This is a genomic window from Nocardioides sp. (assembly GCF_041393715.1).
Taxonomy (GTDB): domain Bacteria; phylum Actinomycetota; class Actinomycetes; order Propionibacteriales; family Nocardioidaceae; genus Nocardioides.
This window is the reverse complement of sequence record NZ_JAWKJQ010000002.1, coordinates 148746-168069: the sequence shown is the minus strand read 5'-3', so window position 1 is coordinate 168069 and position 19324 is coordinate 148746. Positions and strand designations below refer to the sequence as shown.

Below are 19324 nucleotides of genomic sequence, written 5' to 3'. Positions count from 1 at the left end.
CACCACGGCACCCTATCCGCGGCGGCCGACGTGGACGCCGAGGCTCCACAGGGAGCAGACCGACGAGGCGGTCAGTCGCCGTCGCCGTGGGTGTGGAAGTCCGGTCGGCCGGCCACGCAGGCGATGGTGAGCTCGACCTCCTTGTCGGACTTCTCGCTGTGGAAGTGCACCTCGAAGACGCTGTCGGACTTCTTCTCGGGCTTCTCCGACTCCCATCCGTCGTTCGGGATCAGGGAGTTGATCGTCAGCTTCGCGCCGTTGCAGGTGGCCGTCAGCCGCCCGGGAGATTCGATCCAGGTGGCGGTGTGCTTGGTGGAACCCGGCGGCGGCTTCGGCGTCGACGGCGGCTTCGGCGGGCTGCTGGAGGCAGGCGGGCTGGTCGGCGTGGCCTCGTCGGTGGGCGCGGAGCTGGTGGGCGGCGTGCTCGGCGAGGTGGCCTTCGTGCTCGGCTTGCCCGACGGCTTGTGGGAGCGCTTCACGAGGGGGCCGCTCGGCGAGGTCGTCCTGGGCCCGGCGCTGGTGGCCGCCGAGCCGGCTCGCGCGAAGCCGTCTCCGGAGCTCAGCTCCTGGCCGGCGCGCGAGATCACGGCCCACACCACCGTGGCACCGACGAGCACCACGGCCAGCCACGCCGCGACGCCCGCCAGCAGGGCGCGACGCATCCTCATCGCGGCCTCCTCTCGCGCCGGGTCATCGGTCGGTCCCCGCCCTTGCCCATCTCAGGACCCACACAGCCGACTCCCGCTAGCGTTCTCCCATGACCAGCGTGCTGGTCGTCGAGGACGACGACGCGATCCGGGCCGCGGTCCGTCGTGGGCTCTCCGACCGAGGCTACGCCGTCGCGGTCGCTGCCACCGGCATGGCCGGGCTCGAGCACGTCATCGCCGAGCAGCCGCAGACGGTGCTGCTCGACCTCGGCCTGCCCGACGTCAGCGGGCTCACCCTGATCTCGATGATCCGGGCGGCCAGCGCCGTGCCGATCATCGTGATCACGGCCCAGGACGACGACCCGACGATGGTCAAGGCGCTCGACGCCGGCGCCGACGACTACGTCGTGAAGCCGTTCGGCACCGACCAGGTGGCGGCGCGGATCCGCGCGGTGCTCCGACGCGGCGGGCGCAGCAGCGACCCGTCCGAGCCGATCCGGGTCGGCGAGCTGGTCATCGACGAGCGCGCCCGCACCGCCTCGCTGGCCGGCGACCCGCTCGACCTGGCCCGCAAGGAGTTTGACCTCCTGTTGGCGCTGGCCAACCGGGCCGGCGAGGTGGTCACCAAGCGCGAGCTGCTGTCGGAGGTCTGGCAGCAGGCCTACGGCGGCGCCGACCGGACCGTCGACGTGCACCTGTCGTGGCTGCGCCGCAAGCTGGGCGAGACCGCCGCCCAGCCGAGGTACCTGATCAGCGTGCGCGGGGTCGGCGTACGCCTGGTCGACCCCGGCGCGGAGCAGGCGGGCGCCGAGGGTGACGCATGAGCTTGAGACGACGGTTGTCATGGCTGGTGATCGCCACCACCTCGACCGTGGTGGTCTCCTTCGTGATCCCGCTGTGTCTCCTGGTCCGCAACCTGGCCGAGGAGCGCGCGATCCGGATCACCGAGCAGGAGGCCCGCAACGTCGCCGTCGCGATCGCCGCCGACGGCGGCAACTTCAAGAAGGCCGCCGACCGGGTCACCGGTGTCGACCAGCTCGACCAACCGACCACCGGTGCGCTCCGCGAGGACGGCGCGACGCTGGGTGACGCCGAAGGGATGGCCCAGGACCCGGAGGTCATCAAGCGCCAGCAGAGCGCCGGGAGCGACACCTACGTCGACGGCCGGGGCGCCCGGGCCCTGGTGTCGTTCTTCGTGGCCCGCAAGGACGGCGAGCTGCAGATCGTGGTGGTGCGCAGCAGCGTGACGGCTGCCGACGTGCGCCACAACGTCTACCCGGTCTGGGCGGGCATCGTCGCCCTGGGACTGCTTCTCCTGGCGATGGCGCTGTGGCTGGCCGCCGGGCTCGGGCGACGCATCAGCCAGCCGCTGCTCGACGTGGCCGGGGTGGCGCACCGGCTCCGGGAGGGCGACCTCAGTGCGCGTGCGCGCGTGCGGGGCACCGAGGAGACCGAGGAGCTGGCCCGGGCCCTCAACGGGCTCGCCGACCGGACCGTGGAGCTGCTGGAGAAGGAGCGGGCCGCCGTCGGCGACCTGTCGCACCGGCTGCGGACGCCGGTGACGGCGCTGCGCCTGGACGCGGAGGGCGTCTCCGACCCGGTGCTGGCCGCGCGGCTGCAGGAGCACATCGCCACCCTGCAGGTGACCATCGACTCCATCGTGAGCGAGGCCCGCCGCCCGGTGCGCAGCGACCTCGCCGCGGTGTGTGACGCGGCCGAGACGGTCCGGGCCCGGGTGGCCTTCTGGGAGGTGCTCGCCGAGGACCAGCAGCGGCCGCTGCGCGTGTCGGTGCCGGCCGTGCCGGTGCGGGTGCCCCTCGCCGCCGAGGACCTCGCCGACGCGGTCGACGTGCTCATCGACAACGTGTTCGCGCACACCCCCGACGGGACGCCGTTCGAGGTCAGCCTCAGCGCGCTGGCCGGTCGCGCCTCGCTCCTCGTCGTCGACGAAGGGCCGGGGCTGCTCGGCGCCGTCGCCGGCGACCGGCCCGGCACCACCGGCCTGGGGCTCGACATCGTGCGCCGCACCGCGGGCGACTCGGGCGGGCAACTGCTCATCGGCGCCACCAGGAGCGGTGGCGCCGATGGCTCGGAGATCGGGACCCGCGTCGAGCTCACGCTGCCGCTGGTCGAGGGCTGAGGCCCCCGGCAGCCGGCCCGCCGCGCGTCCCCCCTGCGCTGCGGTCATCGGGCTCAGTCGTCGTCCGGCTCGTCGGGCTCGTCCTCGTGGTCCTCGTGGTCGTCGCCGTCGTCGTCGTCATAGGAGCCGGAGTCGTCGGACCCCGAGTCGTCGTCGTACGACGAGCCGCCGCTGCTGCCGCTGCCGGAGCTGCCGGCGACCGAGTGGTGGCCACCGGAGGAGCCGCCGCTCGAGGCGGGCGGCGTCACCACCACGGTGTGGACCTCCTCGGTGACGCAGGTGTCGCCGCGCTGCACCGACGGGGGCTTGCAGGGGGCCCACTCGAAGCGGGTGCCCTGCTCGATCGTGGGGACGACCACCTCGGCCACCTCGTCGTCGGACGAGGAGGACACGGGCTGGACGGAGGTCGTGGGCGCGGAGGCCATCTGGTAGGCCGCGGCCGCTCCGCCGAGTCCGAGGACGGCGGCGGCTGCCGCGAGGAGAGACGTGGTGGTCTTCATGGCAGGAGATGCTGCCTCCGGCCTCGTTGTGTGCGCGTGCAGGAAACGTCAAGACTGCGTCAAGAGGACCCATGACCTGCTCTTAACACGAGGATGAGGAACCCTTGCCCGCCCCTACGGCAGGCTTCTGGACATGAGCTACACCGCCAAGACCCGCGACCGTTACCGGCTGGCCGTCGCCGCCGTGTCGGGACTCGCGACGTTCGGCGCGCTGACCGCGACCGGTCTGATCGCCGGCGCGGCGGCTCACGACTACGAGGCCCAGCAGGCGCAGAAGCGCGCCGACGACCTCGCGGCCAAGAAGGCCTACCGGATCGCCAAGAAGCAGCGCGCCGCGCTGATCAAGGCCAACAAGGTCTACTACGCCGAGCTCGCCAAGCAGGCCGAGAAGCCGCGCGTGATCCTCCGGGAGCGCCGGCACGTCACCCACGTCACCACGCAGTACGTCGGCGGCACCGCCTCCGGCTACGTCGGCTCGGGCGGCAGCGTCTCGGGCGGGTCGTCCGGCTACTCCGGCGGCTCGTCGTCCTCCGGCGGCAGCTCCGGCGGCTCGAGCGGCGGCAGCAGCTCGGGTGGCACCACCGCCCCGCCGCCTCCGCCTCCCCCACCGCCGGCGCCCTCGTCCGGCTCGTAGGACGATGAGCGCTACGACCTTCGAGGCGCTCGGCACCTACGTCTTCCTAGCCTCGCGGCGGCCAGCCATCCTGCCCCCCACACAGCGGCTGGCCGCCGCCGTCCTCTCCGACGTCGACCGCACGTGCAGTCGTTTCCGGGAGGACTCCGACCTCACCCGGGCCAACCGGCAGGCCGGCTCCTGGGTCGCCGTCGACCCGCTGCTGGTCGCCGCGGTGCGGGCCGCCTGCAGCGCCGCCGAGCAGACCGGCGGCCTCGTCCACCCGCTGCTCGGCCGCCCGCTGGTGCAGCTGGGCTACGACCGTGACTACGACGAGCTCCACGTCCTGGCCGACCAGCCCGCCGGCGAGCCGACACCGCCCGGCGTCGACTCGTGGCGCGAGATCGGGCTGGACGACGACGGTGCGCTCCGGGTCCCGGCGGGCACCGCGCTCGACCTGGGCGCCACCGCCAAGGCCTGGGCCGCCGACCTGATCGCCGCCGCGATCGCCGGGGAGACCGGCACCGGCGCGATCGTCAGCCTGGGCGGGGACATCGCGATCGCCCCCGACGCCGACGGCGAGGACCTGCCGCCGTGGCCGATCGAGATCTCGACCCACCCCGGGGACCCCGCGGAGACCACGGTCGCCCTCGACGGCGGTGGCCTGGCCACCTCGAGCACGCAGGTCCGTCGCTGGGCGCGCGCCGGCGTACACCTCCATCACGTGCTCGACCCGCGCACCGGGCGCCCGGCGGACCCCGTGTGGCACGCGGTGACCGCGACCGGACCGAGCGCCACGGCCGCCAACACCGCCTCCACCGCCTCGATCGTGCTCGGCGCCGACGCACCGGGGTGGCTCGAGGCGCACGACGTCACGGCCCGACTGGTGGCCGCCGACGGGCGCGTCGTGACCACCGGGTCCTGGCCCGATGAGCCAGGATCGAGCCAGGCCGCGGAGCTCCTGGAGCACCCTGGCGACGACCACCGCGCGCAGGAGGTGACCGCCCGATGACCACCGACGGCCCCCTGCTGTGGTACCTCAACCGCTCCACCGGCTTCGTGATCCTGGCGCTGTTCACGATCACCACCGCGCTCGGGGTGCTGTCGCTCGGCAGCAAGGCCGGCAAGCGGATGCCGAGCTTCGTGACCCAGTCGGTGCACCGCAACATCGCCCTGCTGTCGATGGCGCTGCTGGTGGCGCACGCCGCGAGCGCCGTGGTCGACACCTTCGTCGACATCCGCTGGTGGCAGGCGATCCTGCCGTGGTGGGGCTCGACCTACATGCCGCTGTGGCTGGGCCTCGGCACGCTCGGGCTCGACCTGTTCGTCATCGTGGCGGTCACCAGCCTGCTGCGTGCGCGGATGAACCACACCCTGTGGCGGAGCATCCACTACCTCTCCTACGTCGGCTGGGCGGTGTCGGTGGTCCACGGCATCGGGATCGGCACCGACGTCAAGGCGGCCACCCCGTGGGCCTATGCCATCGTCGGGGCGAGCGTCGCCGTGGTGCTGCTCGCGGCGGTCCTCCGGCTGGGCCGGGCGGCCACCAGCCGCGGAGTCGCCGAGGTCAGCCCGTGAACGCCCCCACGCCCGTCCCGATCCCCACCGAGCTGTCGATCCATCCCGGTCCGGCGCTGCTGTCGGGCATCGACGCCGGCTCGTCGCTGGCCACCCACCGCGCTCAGTACGGCGACCTGCCGGCCGTGTCGCTCCCCGCGCTGCTCGAGTCGGTCGACTCGCTGCGGATGCGCGGCCGGGGCGGGGCGGCGTTCCCCTTCGCCATCAAGCTGCGCACCGCCTCACAGGGGCGCCGGCCGGTCGTCGTCGTCAACATGAGCGAGGGCGAGCCGGCCAGCGCGAAAGACTCCGCGCTGGCGATGACCCGCCCGCACCTCGTCCTCGACGGCGCGGTCGCCACCGCCCGGGCGCTGCGCGCCTCGACCGTGCACGTGATCCTCCCCGGCGACCGGCCCGGCGTCGTGGAGGCGATGCAGGACGCCCTCGCCGAGCGCCGCGACAAGGTGCGGTTCCAGACCCACCAGGCCGACCCGGTGTTCGTCGCCGGCCAGGCCCGCGCGGTCCTGGAGCTGATGGCCGGGCGACCCAACCTGCCGGTCACCGCCTGGGCGCCCGAGGCCATCTCCGGTCACAAGGGCCGGCCGACGCTGCTCTCCAACGCCGAGACCTGGGCCCAGGTCGGCCGGCTGGTGCTGGTCGACGAGGGTCACTACCGCCGCTTCGGCACCGACACCGAGCCCGGCACCACCTTGATGACGTTCACCGGCGACGGCGTGCCCCAGGTGAAGGAGGTGGAGTTCGGCACCCGCATCCGCGACGTGCTGCCGCCAGGCTTCGCCGGCCGCCCGGCGCTCGTCGGCGGCTTCCACGGCGCCTGGGCGCCGTGGCACACGCTGGCCAGCGCCCGGGTCTCGGTCGACGGGATGAAGTCGCTGTCGATCCCCCTGGGAGCCGGCGTCGTGGTGTCGCCGCCGCAGTGCCCGGTGACCTTCACCTCACGGGTCGTCGACTACCTCGCCGGCCAGAGCGCCCGCCGCTGCGGCCCCTGCCTCAACGGCCTGCCCGCCCTGGCCGAGGCGCTGCGGGCGGTCTCGTCGGGGCGCGGCGGCACCGCCCGGGTCGAGGAACTCGCCGGGGTCGTCGTACGACGCGGGGCGTGCGCGCACCCCGACGGCACCGTCCGGCTGGTGCGCTCGCTGCTGGCGACCTTCCCCGGGGAGGTCGCGGCCCATGCCGAGGGCACCGGCTGCGGCCCGGCACTGGAGGAGGCCTCGTGAAGACCCAGCTGCGCGTCGACTGGCCCCACTGCAAGGGCCGCGGCCTGTGCCACCACGTGCTCCCCGAGATCATCGACCTCGACGAGTGGGGCTACCCGATCATCAACGGCCCCGTCACCAAGGAGCTCCAGGACGACGCCAAGGAGGCGGTCCGGGTCTGCCCCCAGCTGGCCCTCCGCCTCACCTGAGGTCGACCCGGCAGAACATCGGGTTGACCCGGCACAAGTTCGGGTTGACCCGGCAGAAGATCGCGAACTTCTGACGGGTCAACCTAGACGGTGTCGAGGAAGGCGTCGACGAGCGCGGCAGCGCGGGCCCGGGCGGCGGGCTCCTCACCGCGGGTCTGACCCAGCAGCTCGTCGGGGTCGCGGCCGGCCGAGCGGGCGTCGTGCGCGCCGCCGTTCCCGAGCCAGCCGTGCAGCATCGCCGTCGTCAGCTCGGGGTGGAACTGTACGGCGAGGTTGCGGCGCAGCACGAACGCCTGGCTGGCGGCCCCGTTGCGCGCCACCTCCCGCGCGTCGGGCGGCAGCGACCAGCGGTCGTAGTGCCACTGGAACCACGGCCCCGGCGGCACCAGGGAGTGGTCGTCGGAGTCGACCTGCACCCACCCGATCTCGGGGTACGGCGACCGCGCGACGCCGCCGCCGTGCGCCATCGCCAGGAGCTGCCCCCCGAAGCAGATGCCGAGCACCGGGATCTCCGCGGCGTCGGCCCGCTGCAGCAGCTCGACCTCGGGGCCGACCCAGGAGCCGATCCGGTCGGTGTCATAGGCCGCCCACGGGGCGCCCATCGGGATCACCAGGTCGAAGTCGGTGACCTCGGGGAACGCCGGCTCGACCCCCGGGCTGGCGAACCGCGCCTCGGGCACCACCTCGTGGCAGACCACGTCGTAGAGCCGCTCCTCGAGGCGTTCGGCGATCGGCCCCGGCGGCGAGACGTGGTCGTGCTGGATCACCAGGGCGCGCATCGACACCTCCTGTCGCCGCGAGGGCGAGTCTGCGGTCGAGCCCGGCCAGACCCTTGTCGCGCGGCCTGCCGGACCATTATCGTTCGGAGCCTAACGGTCTGGTCGCTCGACCGCGACCCCCAGACCCGACACCACGTCCGCCGGCACGGCGCACCCACCCGGACCCCACAGCGACGGAGCACCCATGACCATCACCAGCAGCGTCGGGACGGTCGTCACCGAGCTCGAGACCGAGGTCGTCGTCAGCGCGGTGCGCCACCCCGCCGATGATGTCGTCGAGCTGACCCTGGCCGCCCCCGACGGCCGCCCGCTGGCACCGTGGACCCCGGGCGCCCACATCGACCTGATGCTCGGTGAGGACCTGGTCCGGCAGTACTCCCTGTGCAGCAGCCCCGCCGACACGTCGTCGTACCGCGTGGCCGTGCTGCGCACCCCCGACTCCCGCGGCGGCTCGGTCGCCGTGCACGAGCTGGCCGAGGGCGCCGCGCTGCGCATCCGCGGCCCGCGCAACAACTTCGCCCTGCTCAGCGCTCCGCGCTATGTCTTCATCGGCGGCGGGATCGGGATCACCCCGCTGCTGCCGATGATCGAGGAGGCGGAGACCGCCGGGGCCGACTGGCACCTGTTCTACGGCGGCCGCACCCGCGCCTCGATGGCCTACCTCGCCGAGCTCGAGAAGTACGCCGGCCGCGTCACGCTCGTCCCGCAGGACGAGCAGGGGCTGCTCGACCTCGGTTCGATCCTCGGCACACCCGACGCCCAGGCCCTGGTCTACTGCTGCGGACCCGAACCGCTGCTGGCCGCCGTGGAGGGCTCGTGTGAGAGCTGGCGGCACGGCGCGCTCCACCTCGAGCGCTTCGCCGCCAAGGAGGTCGAGCGCGAGGGTGACGACGAGTCGTTCGAGATCGTGCTGCAACGCTCCGGGCTGACCTTGACCGTGCCTCCCGACCAGTCGGTCTTCCAGACGATGCGAGACGCCGGGGTCTCGGTGCTCGGGTCGTGCCTCGAGGGGATCTGCGGCACCTGCGAGACCGGTGTCCTCGAGGGCGAGGTCGACCATCGCGACTCCGTGCTCGACGCCGACGAGCAGGAGGAGATGGACTGCATGATGGTGTGCGTCTCCCGGTGCCGGGGCGCCCGACTGGTGCTGGACGCGTGAGGAGCCGACGATGACGACCAGCCACGCCGCACCCCGCCGCTGCCCCGACGTCCCGCACCACGCGTGGTACGCCGCCGCCACCACCGAGGAGGTCGGCCGCACTCCCCTGGCACGCCGGGTGCTCGGCACGCCGGTGGTGCTCTACCGCGCCGCCGACGGCGCCGCCGTCGCGCTCGAGGACCGCTGCGCCCACCGCCCCGTCCCGCTGAGCGACGGCCGGGTCGAGGGCGACGACATCGTGGCGTCGTACACCGGGTTCCGGTATGCCCCCGACGGGCGCTGCGTCGGGGTGCCGACGCAGGTGCAGGTGCCGTTCGGGGCCTCCGTGCGCAGCTTCCCGGTGCGCGACGACGGGTCCTTCGTGTGGGTCTGGGCGGGCGACGCCCGGCTCGCCGCGCTGCGACCCGCGCCCGACACCGGGTGGCTGCGCGACCCCGCGTGGTCGACGTTCGGCGGCGCGTGGGAGACGAAGGCGTCGATCGGGCTGCTGCTCGACAACTTCGCCGACATCACCCACGTCGCGCACGTCGACCCCGACATCGCGCCGCCCGCGCTCGATGCCGCGCCACCGCCGTTGCAGGTGACGGTCACCGAGACGACGATGCGGTTCGCCCGCGACTACCCGCCGGCCCCGCTGGCCGACTGGAACGCCCAGGTGCTGGAGCTGCCCGCCGACGCCGCCCACGCGCAGCGCGAGGAGGGTGAGCTGGTCTCCCCCGGCCTGTGGGTCGACCGCTGGCACACGACGGTCTCCGGCCACGGCCAGGCCGACGGCGTGCACACCTTCGTGTTCACCCATGCGCTGACGCCGGTCGACGAGCGCACCACGCGCCACGTGTGGCGGGTCAGTCGGAGCTTCGCGTCGTCCGCGGCTGCCGAGGGCACCCTCGCGCCGATCTTCGAGCGCTACTACGGCCGGGTGCGCGAGGTCCTGGAGACGATGCAACGCGTCGTCGACGCCGACGGTCCGCGGCCGGAGGTCCGGGTGGCGGCCGACGCCGCCGCGAGCGCCGTACGCCGGATCATGGAGCGGCTCGTCGCCGAGGAGACCGGCGCCCGCTGACCGCCACATGCGGGAAATGGCCCGCCGACATGCGGGAAATGGCGGGCCGACATGCGCCTCATGGCCCCACGACGTGCGGGAAATGGCGGGCCGACATGCGTCTCATGGCCCCACGACGTCCCCCAGACGGCGCGACCGCCAGGACTCCCGTCGTACGCCGCGTGTCGGCACGCCTCTTGGCGCATCTCGCGCGACCAGATGGTGCACGTGGGCACACCATTTCGCGCATCTCGCGCGACCATTTCACGCATGTCGCGGGAGGCGGGAGGAGTCAGGCCTTCTCGGTGATCGACACGGGGAACGCCTTGATGCCGTTGACGAAGTTCGAGCGCACCCGGCGGACGTCGCCGGCGAAGTCGACCGACGCGAGCCGCGGGACCAGCTCTTCGTACATCAACCGGATCTCCATGCGCGCCAGGTTGTTGCCCAGGCACAGGTGCGGCGAGCCCTTCCCGAAGGTCATGTGGTCGACGTTGACCCGCGTCAGGTCGAAGGAGTAGGGGTCCTCGAACACGTCGGCGTCGCGGTTGCCCGAGCCGAACCACATGACGACCTTGTCGCCCTCCTTGACCGGCTGGCCGCCGATCTCGGCATCGCGGGTGGCGGTCCGGCGGAAGTGGTAGACCGGCGAGGCCCAGCGCAGCATCTCCTCGAGCCCGGCGGCGACCCGGGTGGCCGGGTCGTCCTGCAGATAGGCCAGCTGGTCGGGGTTCTCGATCAGCCCGACCATGATGTTGGAGATGGAGTGCCGGGTGGTCTCGTTGCCGGCGATGACGAGCAGCGAGAAGTAGTTGTTGAAGTCCTGCTGCGACAGCGGCACGCCGTCCTCGGGCATCTGGTTGGCCAGGATCGACACCAGGTCGGTGCCGTCGCCGCCGACCCGCGCGGAGCGCAGCTCCTGCCCGTAGTCCCAGACCTCCTGCACGGTCGGCGACCGGAACGGCAGGTGGCGGTACTGGTCGGACTCATCGAGGTCGGCGCGCACCTTGGCGTAGTCGGGGTCGGTGTTGGCCACCAGCTCGTTGCCCCAGGCGATCAACTGCCCCGTCATCTCCTGGGGTACGTCGAGCAGCCGGGCCAGCACGTTGATCGGGAAGTCGGCGCTGATCTTCTTCACGAAGTCGATCTCGCCGCCGTGGTCACGCGCCGCCGCGAACGCCTCGTCGACGGTCTTCTTGGTCAGCTCGCGCAGGAACGCCTCGTAGTTCTTCATCAGGTTGCGCGGGGTGAACTCGCGCTGCACCAGCTTGCGCAGCGCCAGGTGCCGCGCGCCGTCGGTCTCGAGGATCGACCGGCGGAAGTCCATCAGGTCGTCGTCGACGTCCTCGAGGTTGACGAACTTCTCCGAGGTGAAGGTCTCGGAGTCCTTGTCGACCTCCCAGATGTCGGCGTACTTCGTGACGGCCCAGAAGCCGGGGCCGCCCTCCTCGGGGTTCCAGTGCACCGGGTCCTCGGCGCGCAGGGTGTCGAGCTGCGCGAACCCGCGCAGGTCGGCGAAGCCGTCGATGTCGGAGAGGTCGACCTCGTCGAGAGGGACCGGGTCGTGCCGGGGCATGCTGCGCCTCCTGAAGGTGGGTACGCCGGCGACGGCAGCCGCCGGCGAGTGGTCACAGGTGGTAGGTGTACTCGTGGAACTCCCAGTCGGTGATCCAGGAGTCGAAGCGCTCGATCTCGTCGCGCTTGTAGGCCAGGAAGAGGTTGACGAACGGCTCGCCGATCACCTCGACCAGCTCGCGGTCGGCCTCGAGCGCCTCGAGCGCCGCCGGCAGGCTGGTGGGCAGCGCGTCGGCCTTCTCGGGGTCGTAGCCGTAGCCGACCAGCGGCTCCGGCGGCTCCAGCTCGTGGCGGACGCCGAGCAGCGCGGCACCGAGCATGCCGGCGATCGCGAGGTAGGGGTTGGCGCTGGCGTCGCCCAGCCGCAGCTCCAGCCGCGAGGCCGAGCCGCGCTCCGGCGGGATGCGCACCATCGCGGACCGGTTGTCCATGCCCCAGTCGATCAGCCACGGGGCGAGCGTGTCGGGCCCGAACCGCTTGTAGGAGTTGATCGTGGGGTTCGACACCGCCGCCAGCGCGGGCGCGTGGGCGAGGATGCCGGCGACCGCGTGCCGGGCGACCTTGGACAGCCCGTCGGGGCCGTCGGGGTCGTCGAACAGCGGCGTCTCGGCGGCCGGGTCCCACATCGAGAAGTGCAGGTGGAAGCCGGAGCCGCCCTCGTCGTTGAACGGCTTGGGCATGAACGTCGCGAGGTGCCCGTTGGCCCGCGCGAGCTCCTTGATCGCGGCCTTGAACCGGTGCGCGCGGTCGGCGGCGTCGAGCGCCTCGCCGTGCCACAGGTTGATCTCGAACTGCCCGGAGGAGAACTCGTGGTTGGCCGCGACCACCTCGATGCCGTAGTCCCCCAGCTGACGCAGCGAGGAGAGCAGGACGTTCTCCGGGTCGCCCTTGAGGCCGGAGACATAGACGTTGCCGGTGCCCTCGCCGTAGCGCACCCAGCCCGACGGCGACTTCTTGTTCTCCTCGAGGATGTAGAACTCCAGCTCGGGCCCGACCATCGGCAGCATGTCGAGCTCGGCGAACTGCGCGACGACGTTCTTGAGCACCGCGCGCGGGCTCTCCGCCGACGGCGTGCCGTCGGGGTTGTAGAGGTCGGCGATGCAGTGGGCGACGCCGGGCTCCCACGGGATGGGCAGCAGGGTGTCGACGTCGGGGAAGGCGAGGATGTCGGGCAGGCCGGCCGACAGCCCGCCCTCGATGTCGACGACGCCGCCGCGCGGGGTGGTGCCGTAGACCGAGCGGCAGAACGCCACGCCGCTGCTGACCGTGCGGGCCATCCGGTTGACGAGGACGTCGCGGCCGCGGTCGGTGCCGATGATGTCGGCGTAGCCGAGCCGCAGCACGTCGATGCCCTGCTCGGCGAGGCGGTCGGCGGCCGGCTGGAGTCCGGAGGTGTCGAAGTGCGCCACAGGCGGTCAATCCCTTCGCAGAGGGTGGCCCGGTCGGTCTCCGGACCCGGTCGAGGCTGGCGTGGCGTGCGCCACACGTGCGATCGTTAGGGTCCGAACAGTACCGACGGCGGCCCGGCCCGGCAAGAGGTTCCCCTCGGTGCCGCGGAGCGCTATCGTACGGACCCAAACGATCTTGTACGCCGCCACCGCCGCGTCCGCGCGGCCGATCCAGGAGCGTCCCCGTGACCCACGACATGCAGGGCTTCTTCTTCCCGCGGACGGCGACCGGCCGGTCGTCGCTGATCCCCGCGCCGCCATGGTCCTACTCCGGCGACCTGCTCACCGTGGAGTACCGCACGGACCCGGCCCGGGTGGCCGAGCTGCTGCCGGCCCCGCTCGAGCTCGCCCCCGAGGACCCGGGCGCGGTCGCGCTGATCTGGGCCGACTGGCAGTCGTGCTCGTCCTCCCGCGAGGAGCTGCTCGACCCGGTGCGGTCGCAGTACAAGGAGTGCTTCGTGGTCGTCCGCTGCTCCTTCGAGGGCCAGACCTACTCCCGCTGCGTCTACATCTGGGTCGACAAGGACTTCGCGATCGCCCGCGGCATCCACCAGGGCTACCCCAAGAAGCTGGGCTCGATGTGGCAGACCCGGCCGATGGCCTTCCCGCACGCGTCCCCCCAGCTCGCGCCCGGCGGCGCCTTCGGCGCGACGCTCGCCGCGGGCGACCGCCGCCTGGCCGACGCCGTCCTCACCCTGACCGGGCCGTCGGACACCAACGGCTTCGTCAACGGGCACCCGATGGCCCACCACCGGGTCTACCCCGACATCGCGGGCCACGGCGACGCCTACGCCGAGCTGATCGAGTCCGGCGGCGCGGAGTTCGAGGGCGGCCAGGCGTGGCAGGGCGACGTCGAGCTCAACCTCTACGACTCCCCCACCGAGGAGCTGTCGCGGCTGAGTGTCGAGGAGATCATCGGCGGCTACTACCGCCAGGTCGGGGTCGTCTGGAACGGCGGCCGCACCCTGGCCAGGCTGTCGACCGACTAGCCGTGGCACGACGGGGGATGTCACGTGGTCGCCGGTAGGGTCGGCGTCATGCCGGACCATCACTCGCTCAGCGAGACCGAGCGGGCGACCCAGGAGCGCGTCGGCCACCTGGCCATCGACGTCCCCGCCATGCAGGCGGTGCTCAGCATCTACCGTGCCGCCAACGCCTCGCGCAGCCGGCTGACCAACACCGTGCTGCGCCCGCACGACCTCACCTGGACCGGCTTCCTGGTGCTCTGGCTGCTGTGGATCTGGGAGCGCATGGAGACCCGCCGGGTCGCCGAGAGCGTCGGCATCTCCAAGGCCACCCTGACCGGCGTCGCCAACACCCTCGAGGGCCGCGGCCTGGTCACCCGCATCCCCAGCACCACCGACCGCCGCCTCGTCGAGCTCGCCCTCACCCCCGCCGGCCAGACCCTGATGGCCGAGCTCTACCCCGAGTTCAACGCCGCCGAGGCCACCCTGGTCGCCGGCGTCGGCGCCGCCGACCTCGAGGTGCTCACCCGGGCCCTGCGGCAGGTGGTGCTCACCGCCGAGGCCGGAGAGGGCTGAGGACGGCGTTCGCTCGGCGCTGACGCCAGCTCGTCCACCGCCCGCTGGGGGTGTGGTGCGCGGTGGCCTCCATCTCCTGCGCCCGGGTTGCGGGTGAGTGCGCCGTCGAGGGGGCACTCACCCACCACAGCAGCGCGGGAGTTGGCACAGTCGGTGGGTTGGCCGACCTCGGGCCGGTCAGGACGCCGTGACTCGCGACTGACCCGACGCGGCGACCACGACGGGTGTTCCGTGGGGAACGCAGACCCCGCTGCTGTCCGCGAGGACGAGCGGGACGCCGAGCGACGTGACCCGGTGTGCGCTCGACGTCCAGACCGCTGACACACACGGAGGAGTCTGGGTACAACCCGTCACCAGATACGGGGTGTCGCCGCCCACCCCGGCCTGGCCAGAGAGCCGGACCCGGGCAAGCGGGATGGTCGGCTGCGCCTGGCCGGCGTGGGCGCACAGGACAACCGCGCCCTGCGTCAGGACCTCACCCATCAGGTCACGTCCAGGGCGCCATGGTTCACCGACACGGTGGGGCCGGTGAGTTTCACCGAGGCGCCCATGCCGTTGCTGAGCTCGATCGCCCCGGGCTCCAGGGACACCGTGCCCCCCTCCTCCAGCCAGCAGCCAGACCAGATCGGGCGGTCGGTGTCGCCTCCCTCGAACTCGACCCAGACGCCCGAGCCGACGGGTGGCACCCCCAGGTAACCAACCGGAACGCAAGGCGTGGCCCAGACAGCTGCCTCGTCGAGCACTGCCGGAACCGTCACCTGGATGCGCATGAGTCCCATCGGGTCGACGACGTTCTCGACCCTTCCGCGGTACTTGCCGTAGTTCACCATGACCTCCACCCTGGCAGCGAAGCGCGCGAGGCGTGGGGGGACCGGCGATCCCGCCAGGTCGGCCATGCCTCCAGCGCAGTCCTCTGCCGGGCAACGAACGCCCCGCTCGCAGGGGACGACTCCGCCGCGGCCCCACCGAGCGGGCGCCCGGCCTGGCCCACCCGCGTCAGTGCTGCACCCAGAGCCTCCGCGGCGGCCTGGTGATGGTCAGCCCGTCGTCCGACGACTTCAGGCTCACCGGTCCGCGGAGTCCGGCGTAGCCACCGCCGACCTGGACGACGATGGGCTCGTCGTCGGTGGTGAGCCAGAACCGGACCTCCCCGTCGGACTCGGGTTGGGGCTGGGCCGCGGTGGCGACGTACTCCTGCGCGGGGCGCCCCGCGATCGTGGTGGTCCCCACCGCCTCGACGGTGTCGAGGTCGAGGCTGTCGGACAGCCGCCGGACGTCGCAGGCGTCGGAGGGGTCGGCGGCGTCGGACTCCCAGCGGCCGCTCCACTCCTCCTGACGGTCGGGCGGGAGCAGGGCGAGGAACTCGTCGGACCAGTTGAACCACTCGGTGCCGTCGACGATCCGGGTGGTCATCCGCAGGCCGTCGGGGGTCTCGCGGACGATCTCGCAGCCGTTGTCGGCGACGCGCAACGTCGTGGTGAGCTCGTGCCCGGCGAAGAGGCCGGCGTCGTCGGTGGCCTCCCAAGTGCCGCGATAGGTGACGTCCTGGAGCGGCGCCATGTGCTGCTCCGCGCTGAGCAACGCCTCGGAGGGCGCGGCCGCCGCCGCCGATCCCTCGGTAGTCGACGGGTCGCCGTCCGACGTCGACGAGGTCTCCCCGCTGCACGCGGAGAGCGTCACCACCAGCACGGCACCGACCGCCACCCGACCCGACCTCATGACATCCCCTCGTTGCGGCCACGGAGTCCAGCGATCCTAGACCGCGCCGCCGCCCACCGACGACCGGCACGGCCCGGCGAGCCGGGAAGCCCCGGTCCGCCGGGCCGCAGCCGGTGAGCCGCTGCCGGTGAGCGTCAGTCGGTCACCCGCACCGGCGTGTGCTCACGGCGCATCATCAGCACCACGGCGACGACGGTGCCGACCACGAACGCCGCGCTGATCAGGGTGACGGTGGGGGTCGTGTCGATGAAGAAGCCGGGGACGACCATGATCGCGTTGAGGATCAGCGCCGCGGCGTTGATCCGGATGGCCAGGCGGTTGCCGGTGTTCCACGCCAGGAACGCGCACACCACGGAGACCAGGCCGATGGCGGCGTTGACCAGCAGCAGGCCGAACGGCGGCGGCGCCTCGCCCCAGTCGATGATGTCGGGGATGAGCGCGGGCAGGTTGGCCGCACCGATCAGGGCGGAGAGGGCGAGACCGACGCGGACGCTGGTGCTCGGGGTGGCGACCGGGGTGGCGGTGGTGGATGCCATGAGAACTCCTCGGGTTGATGGTGAGACCGACCCTGCCGATCCGCGGGCTCCCGTCACCAGAGAGGAACCACCCCGGCATCCTCCCAGGTTCGGGGAACGACCCCGGGAGGTTTGTCCCGGGCCACCGGCCGACGCGGCTGGCACGATGGGCGGGTGACCGACGACCCCCCGATCCGGATCCTGGTGGTCGACGATCACCCGGTGGTGCGGGGCGGCCTGGTCTCGCTCCTCCAGACGCTGCCCGGCCTCGAGGTGGTCGGCGAGGCGGCCGACGGCCAGGCAGCCGTCGACGCGGCCGTCGACCTGCGCCCCGACGTCGTCCTCATGGACGTCAAGATGCCGGTGATGGACGGCGTCGAGGCCACCCGCCGGATCAGGGAGCGGGCCCCGGAGTGCCGGGTGCTCGTCCTGACGATGTACGACGACGACGGCACCGTCTTCACCGCCATGAAGGCCGGGGCCCACGGCTATCTCCTCAAGGAGGCCGAGCAGACCGACATCCTCAGGGCCGTGCAGAGCGTCGTCGCCGGCGAAGCGGTGTTCGGCCCCGGCGTGGCCGCCCGCCTGCTCGGCTACTTCGCCGAGCCGCCCCGGCCGGCCGGCTCGCCCGACGAGGCGGCGTACCCGTTCCCCGAGCTCACCGACCGCGAGCGCGACATCCTCGACCTGCTCGCCCGCGGCCGTCGCAACGCCGATATCGGCGCCGAGCTGTTCCTGTCACCGAAGACCGTGAGCAACCACCTCACCAGCGTCTTCGCCAAGCTCCAGGTCGCCAGCCGGGCCGAGGCGATCGTCCGGGCGCGCGAGCGCGGCCTCGGGTCGCCGCCGTGAGCGGGCGGGGCTGACCGATGATCGACTCGTCGGCCATGTCGGCGACCGTGGTGGCGGGCACGTCGCTGCTCGGCACCGGCGTCGCCCTGCTGCGCACCCGCAGCCGCCTGTCGGGCCTGCTGATGCTCCTCGCCGCGGCCACGCTGGCGGCGTCCGCTCTCGCCCGCCACCTGGGCGAGGAACCGACGGCCACGCTGCTGTTGGCGGGCGCGCTGCTGCTGCCCGGTGCGATGGCCGTGTTGGCCTTCCCGCGGGCCAGCGCCGTGCATCCGGTGGACTTCACCGCCTGGGTCGTGGTGGCCGGCACGGGCGTCGTCGGCACCGCGACCGCGCTGCGCCCCGAGCTGGCGGCCGCGTTCATGACGATCTCCCCGATCGCCCTGGTGGCGCACTGCTGGCTGGTGCTGGAGACCGGCGAGGAGGCAGACCGACAGGCGATGCTCTGGTGGGTGTCGGCGGTGCTGATCACCGGGACGCTGGCCGGTCTGGTGGGGCTCCAGCTCGGCCGGGACGGAGCGTTGCTGGCGACGGCGCTGGTGTCGCTGGCGCCGCCGGCGATGGCGGTCGGCGTACGCCGGCCGGACGTGGGCGACGCCCGCTCTGTCACCGTGGCGGCGGTGGTGCTCGTCGTGGCCGCTCTCACCTATCTGTCGGTCTACTTCGCCGCCGTGGCGGCGCTGGGGCTCGTCGGCTGGGATGGCGAGGGGGTCGGCGTCTATGCCTTCCTCGCCGTCCTGCTCGCCGCGGGGTTCGGTCCCTTGCGCACCGTGCTCCGGGGGCTCATCGACGAGCTGCTCTTCGGTGAGCGGCGCGATCCGCTCGATGCCGCCACCGAGGTCGCGGGTCGGGTGGGCGACGACCCGGTGCTCGCGCTGCGGGCGATCCGCGAGGCCCTGCTGTTGCCCTATGCCAGTCTCCGGGCCGACGGCGTCGAGCTCGCGACCTCGGGCACCCTCTCCACCGAGCCTCGGCGGATCCCGCTGGGCTTCGGAGAGGAGTCGGTGGGGGAGATGGTGGTCGGCCTCCCGCCCGGGTCGGTCCGGCTCTCCCCCGGTGACGAGCAGGTGCTCCGGCTGGTGGCCCCGTTGCTCGCGCAGACGATCCGGGCGCGGGCGCTGGCCGCCCAGGTGGCCGAGTCGCGTCAGGCGGCGATCTCCTCGATCGAGGAGGAGCGCCGGCGCCTGCGCCGCGACCTGCACGACGGTCTGGGCCCGACCCTCTCCGGCATCGCGCACACCGCCGAGGCCGCGCGCAACACGATCGGCTCCGACCCGGCGTCCGCCGACGCCCTGCTGGGTCGACTGCGAGGGTTCGCCGCCGACGCCGTCGGGGAGGTACGCCGGCTGGTCTACGACATGCGACCGCCCGCGCTCGACGAGCTCGGCCTCGAAGGGGCGCTGCGCCAGCAGTTCGACGTGATGGCGACGCCCGCGGGCCGCCCGATGGTCGTCCTGCTGGAGGCCGCCGACCTGCCGCCCCTCCCCGCGGCGGTCGAGGTGGCGGCCTACCGCATCGCCACCGAGGCGGTCGCCAACGCAGCCCGGCACAGCGGCACCGACCGAGCCGACGTGCGCATCGGATGTCGCGGCGCATGTCTGGTCGTCACCATCCGCGATCCGGGCGCCGGGTCCGCCGCCTGGGTGCCCGGCGTCGGGCTCTCCTCGATGCGGGAGCGAGCGGCCGAGGTGGGCGGCTCGGTCACCTGGTCGAGCGGCGAGCGTGGCTCGCTGGTGCAGGCCGAGCTCCCGGGCGAGGGTCCCGCTCCGGGCGGTCCCGGGTCCCGATGAGACGCCGTCCTCCGTGGCCGCCGG

Annotated in this window: 21 protein-coding genes; 13 read left to right on the top strand and 8 right to left on the bottom strand. The window is 72.9% G+C overall.

Annotated features, from left to right (window positions below):
* Positions 1-71: 71 nt before the first annotated feature.
* Complete coding sequence (locus tag R2740_RS03740; RefSeq protein ID WP_371301353.1) at positions 72-668, bottom strand: hypothetical protein; 597 nt, start codon at positions 666-668, stop codon at positions 72-74.
* Between the two features lie 89 nt (positions 669-757).
* Between R2740_RS03740 and R2740_RS03735 the strand changes: the two genes are divergently transcribed.
* A complete protein-coding gene (locus tag R2740_RS03735) occupies positions 758-1471 on the top strand; it encodes a response regulator transcription factor (RefSeq protein WP_371301352.1) in 714 nt (237 codons plus the stop codon).
* Positions 1468-2787: a HAMP domain-containing protein gene (locus tag R2740_RS03730; RefSeq protein WP_371301351.1), complete on the top strand. Its 1320-nt coding sequence runs from the start codon at positions 1468-1470 to the stop codon at positions 2785-2787. Before R2740_RS03735 ends, R2740_RS03730 begins: the two co-directional genes overlap by 4 nt.
* Before the next feature lie 53 nt (positions 2788-2840).
* On the opposite strand, the gene R2740_RS03725 is transcribed toward R2740_RS03730, so the two are convergent.
* A complete protein-coding gene (locus R2740_RS03725) occupies positions 2841-3287 on the bottom strand; it encodes a hypothetical protein (RefSeq protein WP_371301350.1) in 447 nt (148 codons plus the stop codon).
* Between the two features lie 133 nt (positions 3288-3420).
* On the opposite strand from R2740_RS03725, the gene R2740_RS03720 reads away from it, so the two are divergent.
* From R2740_RS03720 to R2740_RS03700, 5 genes are read left to right on the top strand one after another with little or no spacing between them, the layout of a single operon-like run.
* Positions 3421-3921, top strand: a complete 501-nt coding sequence (locus R2740_RS03720; protein ID WP_371301349.1) for a hypothetical protein — start codon at positions 3421-3423, stop codon at positions 3919-3921.
* Positions 3922-3925: 4 nt separating this feature from the next.
* Positions 3926-4912, top strand: a complete 987-nt coding sequence (locus R2740_RS03715) for an FAD:protein FMN transferase (protein WP_371301348.1) — start codon at positions 3926-3928, stop codon at positions 4910-4912.
* On the top strand, positions 4909-5478 hold the full coding sequence (locus R2740_RS03710; RefSeq protein WP_371301347.1) for a ferric reductase-like transmembrane domain-containing protein: 570 nt from the start codon (positions 4909-4911) through the stop codon (positions 5476-5478). The genes R2740_RS03715 and R2740_RS03710 overlap by 4 nt, the downstream gene beginning before the upstream one ends.
* Positions 5475-6695, top strand: a complete 1221-nt coding sequence (locus R2740_RS03705) for an NADH-ubiquinone oxidoreductase-F iron-sulfur binding region domain-containing protein (RefSeq protein WP_371301346.1) — start codon at positions 5475-5477, stop codon at positions 6693-6695. The genes R2740_RS03710 and R2740_RS03705 overlap by 4 nt, the downstream gene beginning before the upstream one ends.
* On the top strand, positions 6692-6883 hold the full coding sequence (locus R2740_RS03700) for a ferredoxin (RefSeq protein ID WP_371301345.1): 192 nt from the start codon (positions 6692-6694) through the stop codon (positions 6881-6883). Before R2740_RS03705 ends, R2740_RS03700 begins: the two co-directional genes overlap by 4 nt.
* Positions 6884-6966: 83 nt before the next feature.
* Here R2740_RS03700 and R2740_RS03695 read toward each other — a convergent pair whose 3' ends face one another.
* Positions 6967-7662 (bottom strand): type 1 glutamine amidotransferase, encoded by a 696-nt coding sequence (locus tag R2740_RS03695; protein WP_371301344.1) that lies wholly within the window; start codon positions 7660-7662, stop codon positions 6967-6969.
* A gap of 184 nt (positions 7663-7846) precedes the next feature.
* On the opposite strand from R2740_RS03695, the gene R2740_RS03690 reads away from it, so the two are divergent.
* Both R2740_RS03690 and R2740_RS03685 read left to right on the top strand, forming a co-directional pair.
* The gene (locus R2740_RS03690) at positions 7847-8821 is read left to right on the top strand and encodes a 2Fe-2S iron-sulfur cluster-binding protein (protein WP_371301343.1); all 975 of its coding nucleotides are present in this window, start codon (positions 7847-7849) and stop codon (positions 8819-8821) included.
* Between the two features lie 10 nt (positions 8822-8831).
* A complete protein-coding gene (locus tag R2740_RS03685) occupies positions 8832-9884 on the top strand; it encodes an aromatic ring-hydroxylating dioxygenase subunit alpha (RefSeq protein ID WP_371301342.1) in 1053 nt (350 codons plus the stop codon).
* 271 nt (positions 9885-10155) lie between these two features.
* Here the strand turns inward: R2740_RS03685 and R2740_RS03680 are convergent, their stop codons facing one another.
* The gene (locus R2740_RS03680; protein ID WP_371301341.1) at positions 10156-11439 is read right to left on the bottom strand and encodes a cytochrome P450; all 1284 of its coding nucleotides are present in this window, start codon (positions 11437-11439) and stop codon (positions 10156-10158) included.
* 52 nt (positions 11440-11491) lie between these two features.
* A complete protein-coding gene (locus tag R2740_RS03675; RefSeq protein WP_371301340.1) occupies positions 11492-12847 on the bottom strand; it encodes a glutamine synthetase family protein in 1356 nt (451 codons plus the stop codon).
* A gap of 224 nt (positions 12848-13071) precedes the next feature.
* Between R2740_RS03675 and R2740_RS03670 the strand changes: the two genes are divergently transcribed.
* Both R2740_RS03670 and R2740_RS03665 read left to right on the top strand, forming a co-directional pair.
* Complete coding sequence (locus R2740_RS03670) at positions 13072-13875, top strand: acetoacetate decarboxylase family protein (protein WP_371301339.1); 804 nt, start codon at positions 13072-13074, stop codon at positions 13873-13875.
* A 48-nt stretch (positions 13876-13923) separates the two neighbouring features.
* Entirely contained in the window at positions 13924-14427 is a 504-nt protein-coding gene (locus tag R2740_RS03665; protein ID WP_371301338.1) for a MarR family winged helix-turn-helix transcriptional regulator, read from the top strand.
* A 482-nt stretch (positions 14428-14909) separates the two neighbouring features.
* Here R2740_RS03665 and R2740_RS03660 read toward each other — a convergent pair whose 3' ends face one another.
* The 3 genes from R2740_RS03660 to R2740_RS03650 form a co-directional block, all read right to left on the bottom strand.
* Positions 14910-15323 carry a phage baseplate assembly protein V gene (locus R2740_RS03660; protein WP_371301337.1) on the bottom strand — a complete coding sequence of 138 codons (414 nt, stop codon included), beginning with the start codon at positions 15321-15323 and terminating at the stop codon, positions 14910-14912.
* 100 nt (positions 15324-15423) lie between these two features.
* A complete protein-coding gene (locus R2740_RS03655) occupies positions 15424-16146 on the bottom strand; it encodes a hypothetical protein (RefSeq protein WP_371301336.1) in 723 nt (240 codons plus the stop codon).
* Between the two features lie 134 nt (positions 16147-16280).
* Positions 16281-16682 carry a hypothetical protein gene (locus R2740_RS03650; protein ID WP_371301335.1) on the bottom strand — a complete coding sequence of 134 codons (402 nt, stop codon included), beginning with the start codon at positions 16680-16682 and terminating at the stop codon, positions 16281-16283.
* A 153-nt stretch (positions 16683-16835) separates the two neighbouring features.
* On the opposite strand from R2740_RS03650, the gene R2740_RS03645 reads away from it, so the two are divergent.
* Both R2740_RS03645 and R2740_RS03640 read left to right on the top strand, forming a co-directional pair.
* Complete coding sequence (locus R2740_RS03645) at positions 16836-17513, top strand: response regulator (protein ID WP_371301334.1); 678 nt, start codon at positions 16836-16838, stop codon at positions 17511-17513.
* A gap of 17 nt (positions 17514-17530) precedes the next feature.
* Positions 17531-19300 carry a sensor histidine kinase gene (locus tag R2740_RS03640; RefSeq protein ID WP_371301333.1) on the top strand — a complete coding sequence of 590 codons (1770 nt, stop codon included), beginning with the start codon at positions 17531-17533 and terminating at the stop codon, positions 19298-19300.
* Positions 19301-19324: the final 24 nt, after the last annotated feature.

Bases quoted from the DNA above. Each gene is read 5' to 3' on its own strand.
- R2740_RS03725 (WP_371301350.1), bottom strand. From the start codon at position 3,287: ATGAAGACCACCACGTCTCTCCTCGCGGCAGCCGCCGCCGTCCTCGGA.
- R2740_RS03690 (WP_371301343.1), top strand. From the start codon at position 7,847: ATGACCATCACCAGCAGCGTCGGGACGGTCGTCACCGAGCTCGAGACC.
- R2740_RS03640 (WP_371301333.1), top strand. From the start codon at position 17,531: ATGATCGACTCGTCGGCCATGTCGGCGACCGTGGTGGCGGGCACGTCG.
- R2740_RS03650 (WP_371301335.1), bottom strand. From the start codon at position 16,682: ATGGCATCCACCACCGCCACCCCGGTCGCCACCCCGAGCACCAGCGTC.
- R2740_RS03740 (WP_371301353.1), bottom strand. From the start codon at position 668: ATGAGGATGCGTCGCGCCCTGCTGGCGGGCGTCGCGGCGTGGCTGGCC.
- R2740_RS03715 (WP_371301348.1), top strand. From the start codon at position 3,926: ATGAGCGCTACGACCTTCGAGGCGCTCGGCACCTACGTCTTCCTAGCC.
- R2740_RS03665 (WP_371301338.1), top strand. From the start codon at position 13,924: ATGCCGGACCATCACTCGCTCAGCGAGACCGAGCGGGCGACCCAGGAG.
- R2740_RS03680 (WP_371301341.1), bottom strand. From the start codon at position 11,439: ATGCCCCGGCACGACCCGGTCCCTCTCGACGAGGTCGACCTCTCCGAC.
- R2740_RS03730 (WP_371301351.1), top strand. From the start codon at position 1,468: ATGAGCTTGAGACGACGGTTGTCATGGCTGGTGATCGCCACCACCTCG.
- R2740_RS03710 (WP_371301347.1), top strand. From the start codon at position 4,909: ATGACCACCGACGGCCCCCTGCTGTGGTACCTCAACCGCTCCACCGGC.
- R2740_RS03735 (WP_371301352.1), top strand. From the start codon at position 758: ATGACCAGCGTGCTGGTCGTCGAGGACGACGACGCGATCCGGGCCGCG.
- R2740_RS03655 (WP_371301336.1), bottom strand. From the start codon at position 16,146: ATGAGGTCGGGTCGGGTGGCGGTCGGTGCCGTGCTGGTGGTGACGCTC.
- R2740_RS03695 (WP_371301344.1), bottom strand. From the start codon at position 7,662: ATGCGCGCCCTGGTGATCCAGCACGACCACGTCTCGCCGCCGGGGCCG.
- R2740_RS03660 (WP_371301337.1), bottom strand. From the start codon at position 15,323: ATGGCCGACCTGGCGGGATCGCCGGTCCCCCCACGCCTCGCGCGCTTC.
- R2740_RS03685 (WP_371301342.1), top strand. From the start codon at position 8,832: ATGACGACCAGCCACGCCGCACCCCGCCGCTGCCCCGACGTCCCGCAC.
- R2740_RS03720 (WP_371301349.1), top strand. From the start codon at position 3,421: ATGAGCTACACCGCCAAGACCCGCGACCGTTACCGGCTGGCCGTCGCC.